This is a genomic window from Anaerosporobacter sp., assembly GCF_031551385.1.
GTDB lineage: Bacteria > Bacillota > Clostridia > Lachnospirales > Lachnospiraceae > Anaerosporobacter.
This window is the reverse complement of sequence record NZ_JAVBNS010000248.1, coordinates 1-6,478: the sequence shown is the minus strand read 5'-3', so window position 1 is coordinate 6,478 and position 6,478 is coordinate 1. Positions and strand designations below refer to the sequence as shown.

Genomic DNA, 6,478 nt, shown 5'->3' with positions numbered 1-6,478 from the left:
GTTGCTGGTATCATTGCTGCCAAAGATAATAACGAAGGTATTACTGGTATAAATCCAAATGTTCAATTGTACTCTGCTAGAGTGCTTGATATGAATCTGTCTTCTCCAATTAGTCGCGTAGTCGATGCAATATACTGGGCAATTGATGAAGGTGTGAACATCATAAACATTAGTTTTGGAACAACTACGAATTCAGAAATATTACATAAAGCTATCAAAGATGCTAACGATTCTAATATTCTAGTTATTGCAGCCGCAGGAAACAATGGTATCGTTGAATATCCCGCAGCATACGATGAAGTAATGGCTGTCGGCTCCGTAAATAGTCTTGGAGAAGTTAGTGATGCAAGTGCACAAGGAGATACACTAGAAATCGTAGCCCCTGGTGAACAGGTTATGTCTTCTGGTGCTTTCGATGGTGTTTCTATTCATGATGGTACAAGTATGGCAGCCCCTCACGTTACAGGTGTTGCATCGGTTCTATGGCAAAAAGATTTAAGTTGTCCGAATGACTTTATTAGACAGTTAATAAACTATTCCGCAAACTTATATGGTGACAAAAACGAATATGGAAACGGTCTTGTAGATTTAAACTTTGCTCTTGAACAATATGACGCATTTAAAGAATTATATACAGAAACTGCGACTACTGAAACTATTATTCCAACTGACGAATTAGAAAACAATGAAACAATTATTCCTATCTTTGAGGATGTGGATTATGTTACTGGTACATGGAGCCAAGACACTCATAAAGGAATAGCTAGTGATGCAACCCTAATCTATAAGACGTTAACAGATTCAGATATAGCAATCATCAAACTAGGTGCGATATGGCAGGATCAAGATGGAACTAAAGAAATCAACATAGATAGTAAGCTAACTGGTATAGGGGATCATCCTCAATTCCATGGCTATTACGAAACAACAACTCACAACGCTACAAATTATTTAGCATCTTATATCTACTTAACTATGATTGCTAATAAATATGGTGAACTTCCCTCTTATTCCTACAAGCCTTCAGGAATGGATGTGTTTACCACAATAACAGTTAACGGCATTAACTACACAAAGATTTCTCCATCAATAACTAACGGCGAAAAAAGGAAGTTATTTATTTGGGGCATGGCTTTACATCAAGCAACTGATATTTTTGCGCATAGTGCGTATACGAAAGATTTAACATCAAATGATTTTGTTCGCATCAAACATAATGATGATTTTAAAAAAGGTAGTATTAATGCCGACGATACAAGTGTATGTCCATCTCGCTATGCGGCAGCAAAGCAAGTTGCAAAGAATTCTATTGCTCATTATTTCACCAGCACTCCTGGTACTACTGGAGATTTTGCACTCAATACAACTTTTTATGACAAAACTTTTTATCTTTACCAAATGAAAAAATTTTCTACTGATATTAAAGCTAATAGTTCAGCTCTTAATAATGTGGACTTAGTCTCTAATGTTTCTAAATATACAATTAAATAGAAAGGATTATATGAACAAATTAATTATTTTAATACTATTTTTTACTATCTCTTTAACCGCTTGTCATAGTAAAGCGCTTAGTAACAATCACAATGATGAATCCAATTTAACAATAGAGTCTTCCTCTACAGATAATACACTTGATGAAAAAGGTTCTATTACCAATCCTTATAGTTGGTCAGATGAATCCTTTCAGATCACTTGCCAAGTTCCTGATTACGGAAAAGAGTCTGAGATTGTCTTGGAATTTTCTAGTATGCATTTAACTTTACATGATAGTAGTAGTTGGACATCTAGTGGATATGTCACACTTATTACTGGCAATACTGTTGCTCCTATCCACATCAATGATTATATTACTGTTTTATTTTATAATAGTAATGGAATTGTAGGTGCTACACATAATACTATATTAGACAGTGATACTGACGACAATACTGAATTTATTTTTAAACAAAATAATAATATTAGTGGCTCTATAAACACTCGTTCCGAATCTGTCAGCAAAAACGAGCAAGTTCCTAAAGTTGCTTGCATCAAGTATTTCGATGGAAGTAACTACAAGGAAGTATTTTTTTGTAGATATGAGTATGATAAACCGCTCGGTATAAATGACTAATTTTTCAAAAAAATTATTAAGCGGATTGAAAAGAAAGGGCGATATGAAAAAGTTAATTATCTTATTATTGTTTTCTACTATGCTTTTAACAGCTTGCCAAAGTAAAAATGTTTCTGTGAAAAATAATGATGAATCAATATTAGATTCTGAATCCTCTACCGTCAATGAAAAAGGTTCTATTACGAATCCTTATGATGGATTAAACGAATCCTTTCAAATTACTTGTCAAGCGCCTTATTGTGGTGAAGATTCTGAAATTGTATTAGAATTCTCAAATATGTGTCTCTCTAAAGGATACTTTGGTTGGAGAATAACCGGAAATGTAACTCTTGTTTCTGGAAACAAGACTGCTCCCGTTCATATTAATGATTATGTTACATTCAAGTATTACAATGAAGATGGTCTTATAGGATATAGCTATAGTACAATCTTAGAAGATGACTTAAAAGAGGATAAAGAATTTGTCTTCCGTAAAGATAATCTTACCAATGCATCTATGCATACTTTTATTAAATTAAAAAACTCAAAGGGGCAAGTTCCCAAAGTAGCTTGTATTGATTATTTTGATGGAACTAACTATAAGGAGGTATTCTTCTATCGATATGAAGATGGTAAACCTCTTGGTATAAATGACTAATCTCAACTCATTTTAACCACCTCGAATAGCACACTACTAAAATCCATCTTATACCGTTCCTCTTAACCTAAAAGAGCACAAAAAACTGAATCGCCACAGTTCTTTGTGCTCTTTTATTATTCTGCATCACTTTATAACATAATAAAAAGGTCAAACGTTCACTGTAACCAAATCTGAATATCAACAGTTAAAACGCTTTACCTGACTATTCAAATCTTCTACCGCTTCTTACTTTAACATTAATTCACAAAAATCTTTTTCTAAATACTTGATATTATCTCCAAAATCTCTTTTCTTTTCGCAGTAACAGAACCTTGTACCATAGCTGCGCTTCCACCACCTTTCGCACCCAGCTTTTCACGAAGTACTGTAGCAACCTCACGGGCATCCTTTGTGCTACTTCCAATGATAAATCGATACCCTTCCTCATCATCTCCAGAGAATATTCCACAGATTCCTGAATGTTCTGATACTAATTGATTCACCGCATTACGCATAACTTGTGCATCTAACTCACCCTCAAAAACATATACATCTTCTTGCTCTTTTGGTATCTTCTCTAGTTTCAATTCCATACATTCTTGTTTTGCAACTGCCACTTCTGTCTTTAATGATTGGTTGGTATTCTTTAGTTTATTAACAGCTTCTACTAATGAATCTTGATTTGCAGATAGAGAAGATGTTAATTCTGACAGAATCGCTGTCTTTTGGCGATATTCCTCTAATGCACGAAAACCACATAGTATACTAACTCGAACGCCACCTTTGTAATTTTGCATATTCATTATCTTTAACATACCAATCTCACCAGTGCTTCTTACATGAGGCGCACAGCAAGCACACACATCTACTCCATCAATCGTAACGATTCTTACTTGTCCATCAATTTCAATCTTACTACGATAGTTTAGATTCACTAACTCCTCTTTTGAAGGAAATGTTACTTGTACCGGTATGTTTTTTATAATCACTTCATTTACCGCAAACTCAATGTCTGCTGCCTCTTGTGCTGTTAGCACTCCACTAAAATCCATTGTAACAATCTGATCACTCAAATGAAATCCCACATTATCATAACCAAATCTCTTATTCACTAATCCAGAAAAGATATGCTCTCCTGTATGCTGTTGCATATTGTTGAATCTGTGCTTCCAATCAATACACCCATGTACTTGTTCCCCTACTTTTAATGGTTTTACTAATGTATGTACAATAATATCTTCTTTTATTTGAACATCGATTACCGATATCTCATTTATATTCCCGCTGTCTGGACTTTGTCCACCTTCTTCTGGGAAAAATAATGTTCGGTCTAACGTAATCTGATAGCAAATACCTGTCTCTGATGAAATTTCTTCACAAGATTGTACTGTCGCGTCAAATTCTATTGCATATGCATCCAAGTCATATAATTTCTCTGTTTGATTCATATCGTTCTCCTTTATTTGCAAATCATATATATGAGACACCCTTGTCGTCCTAGAGATATTTTAACGCAAACAGAGAAATTATACTAGATAATACCTAAAACTCTTTCGCTACTTCTGCCGCTTTTTCTAATGCTTTGCTAATAAGTGCCTCTGTATCCTGTGACTGGTCATCTAACCTATTAGCAGCTATTGTTGTAAAATCTGTAATTCCAAAGAATCCAAATATTGTTCTAAGATAACGGTCTCCCATCTCAAATTCTTTCGCTGGCCCTTCCGAATATTCACCACCACGAGATACAACATGAACTGCCTTTTTCCCTTCGCAAAGACCAACTGGTCCGTTTTCTGTGTATTTGAATGTAATTCCCTTAACAGAAACATAATCAATATATGCCTTAACAATTGCTGGTACATTCAGATTCCACATTGGTGCTGCTATAATGTATTTATCAGCTTCCACAAATTGATATACATATTTTAATAGAGGATTTTTCTTACTCTCTTCATTCTTTTCCCCAAATAATACAGCGATATCCTCTGCTTTAAGAAAATCAATATTCTCTTTGTATAAATCAAGTGTAGTAACCTCATCCTCTGGATGGCTTTTCTTATACTCTTCTACAAAGCAATCAGAAATCCGAAATGTTCTTGATTCCCCTTCATTTTTTATATTTGCCTTGATATATAATACTTTTTTCATCTCGTTCTCCTTCTTAGGACGGCGATGCCAATTTGAACCTGGCTCAAATTGGCATCGTCGTACTATATTAACATTCTATAGTACTATCACAACATATAGAATGTCTCTCTTAGCTTGATAATATTCTTTATTAGATAACTTATTTGTAACTATTCAGAAGGTAGTAACGCAAGGTGTTTTCTGTGAGTGAAAGTCACAGAAAACCCGGAGATAACAGCGCCAAATCACATGCTTTTTGTGATTTGTGTGCATAATTGTAACTTGAAGGACGAAGTCCTGAATAGTTACACTTATTTGTAAATTGTTCCACCTAATCGCCAGATGGATATATTCTTCTCACCCTTTTTTTCTAGTACTTCCACCAAGTATTGCACCGTTTCCTCATCCGCATACCATACTTCATGCTTAATGCCACCTTTCGTATACGTAAAAACCATGCTCTTACTATCCTTATCACGATATATGTTTTTTCCCTTCGCCAACTGCAAATCTTTTGCTTCCACAATTGTTAAAGCTGTCACTTTGCCATCCGACGCAAAATCAAATCCACCTGTTGCAATCGCATAACCTCGTTTTTTTGAAACCTTTTTCATCTTCTTTATCATGCTTATCAAAAAATCTTTATCTGCCTTCGGTCCTGCTTTTGTTCCACTCCCATATAAGTTATAGCACATCATAATATATTCGATTCCCTCAGTAAATGTTATCTTGTCAACTTTGATAGATGGTTCTAAAAGTACTCGAATTGATAGATTACATTCCTCTGCCTGCTTTACAAGGATCTCTAAGAAACGCATATATTTCTTCCATAACGTCCAGTCATTGCGAATTGCTTCATAATCTATCTCAATTCCATCATAACCTCCATCTATTGCAAGCTCAATTATCTCACTACTATGTTTTTTCATTGTTTTCTCTGATTTAAATAATGAATATAATAGCTTTGTATCTTTTAGACTTGATGTTCCATCTGCTTTTTCCTGATCATTTACAATCGTTAGATACGTTGGAAGTTGTTCTGTTTCTGATAGCTCTTCTATCGATTTCTTCGTCTCCTCTATCGTATCTGGCACAAACAAATTTCCATCTTCTTTAAAATATGCTGCAAAATAATTTATCTGCTTACTATATGATTTCCACGCATTCCATTCTTCCTCAATCCCCGCTGTCTCCCAGTAAGTTATCCACACACTTACCTTGTTTTGAAACTTTGGTACACTAGAATTCACAATTAACGTACTGGAATTATCACTTGATACATTGTCACTCTTTGTGTTATCCTGTATCGTCTTTTTTTCAGCTTGTCTGCTACAGTTTGTCAGTCCAAGCAAACTAACTACAACGATAGCCATTATTTTATATACTCGGTAAACCATTATCACCTCCTTTTCTATCAACGACATTACTTCACTTCTATAGATTCTCCACAAACCAATTGAGTACGGCATTCCATATACCCTTTATATTATTCTCAATCTTATCCCAACCATGAAATTGACTATCATATAGTACTTTCTTTGAATCACTTGTTACAACAAGTTGGTCAAATACTGCATCATACACATCATCATATAGTTTTCACTGACTCTTTGCATCTTCCT

The 6,478-nt window shown here is 34.7% G+C and carries 7 protein-coding genes; 3 read left to right on the top strand and 4 right to left on the bottom strand.

Going from position 1 to position 6,478, the window contains the following annotated elements; translation table 11 throughout:
- From RMR19_RS18620 to RMR19_RS18610, 3 genes are all read left to right on the top strand, one after another.
- Positions 1–1,491, top strand: a 1,491-nt coding sequence (locus tag RMR19_RS18620) for a S8 family serine peptidase (protein ID WP_310605003.1), incomplete at its 5' end; no start/stop codon positions are given.
- Between the two features lie 10 nt (positions 1,492–1,501).
- The gene (locus RMR19_RS18615) at positions 1,502–2,110 is read left to right on the top strand and encodes a hypothetical protein (RefSeq protein WP_310605002.1); all 609 of its coding nucleotides are present in this window, start codon (positions 1,502–1,504) and stop codon (positions 2,108–2,110) included.
- Positions 2,111–2,153: 43 nt separating this feature from the next.
- Positions 2,154–2,747 carry a hypothetical protein gene (locus tag RMR19_RS18610; RefSeq protein WP_310605001.1) on the top strand — a complete coding sequence of 198 codons (594 nt, stop codon included), beginning with the start codon at positions 2,154–2,156 and terminating at the stop codon, positions 2,745–2,747.
- 260 nt (positions 2,748–3,007) lie between these two features.
- Here RMR19_RS18610 and RMR19_RS18605 read toward each other — a convergent pair whose 3' ends face one another.
- The 4 genes from RMR19_RS18605 to RMR19_RS18590 form a co-directional block, all read right to left on the bottom strand.
- The gene (locus tag RMR19_RS18605; protein WP_310605000.1) at positions 3,008–4,177 is read right to left on the bottom strand and encodes an alanyl-tRNA editing protein; all 1,170 of its coding nucleotides are present in this window, start codon (positions 4,175–4,177) and stop codon (positions 3,008–3,010) included.
- A gap of 94 nt (positions 4,178–4,271) precedes the next feature.
- Positions 4,272–4,877: an FMN-dependent NADH-azoreductase gene (locus RMR19_RS18600; RefSeq protein WP_310604999.1), complete on the bottom strand. Its 606-nt coding sequence runs from the start codon at positions 4,875–4,877 to the stop codon at positions 4,272–4,274.
- Positions 4,878–5,167: 290 nt separating this feature from the next.
- Positions 5,168–6,253, bottom strand: coding sequence for a glycosyl hydrolase (locus RMR19_RS18595; RefSeq protein ID WP_310604998.1), 1,086 nt, complete (start codon positions 6,251–6,253; stop codon positions 5,168–5,170).
- A 37-nt stretch (positions 6,254–6,290) separates the two neighbouring features.
- Positions 6,291–6,440, bottom strand: a complete 150-nt coding sequence (locus tag RMR19_RS18590; protein WP_310604997.1) for a hypothetical protein — start codon at positions 6,438–6,440, stop codon at positions 6,291–6,293.
- Between the last annotated feature and the right edge of the window lie 38 nt (positions 6,441–6,478).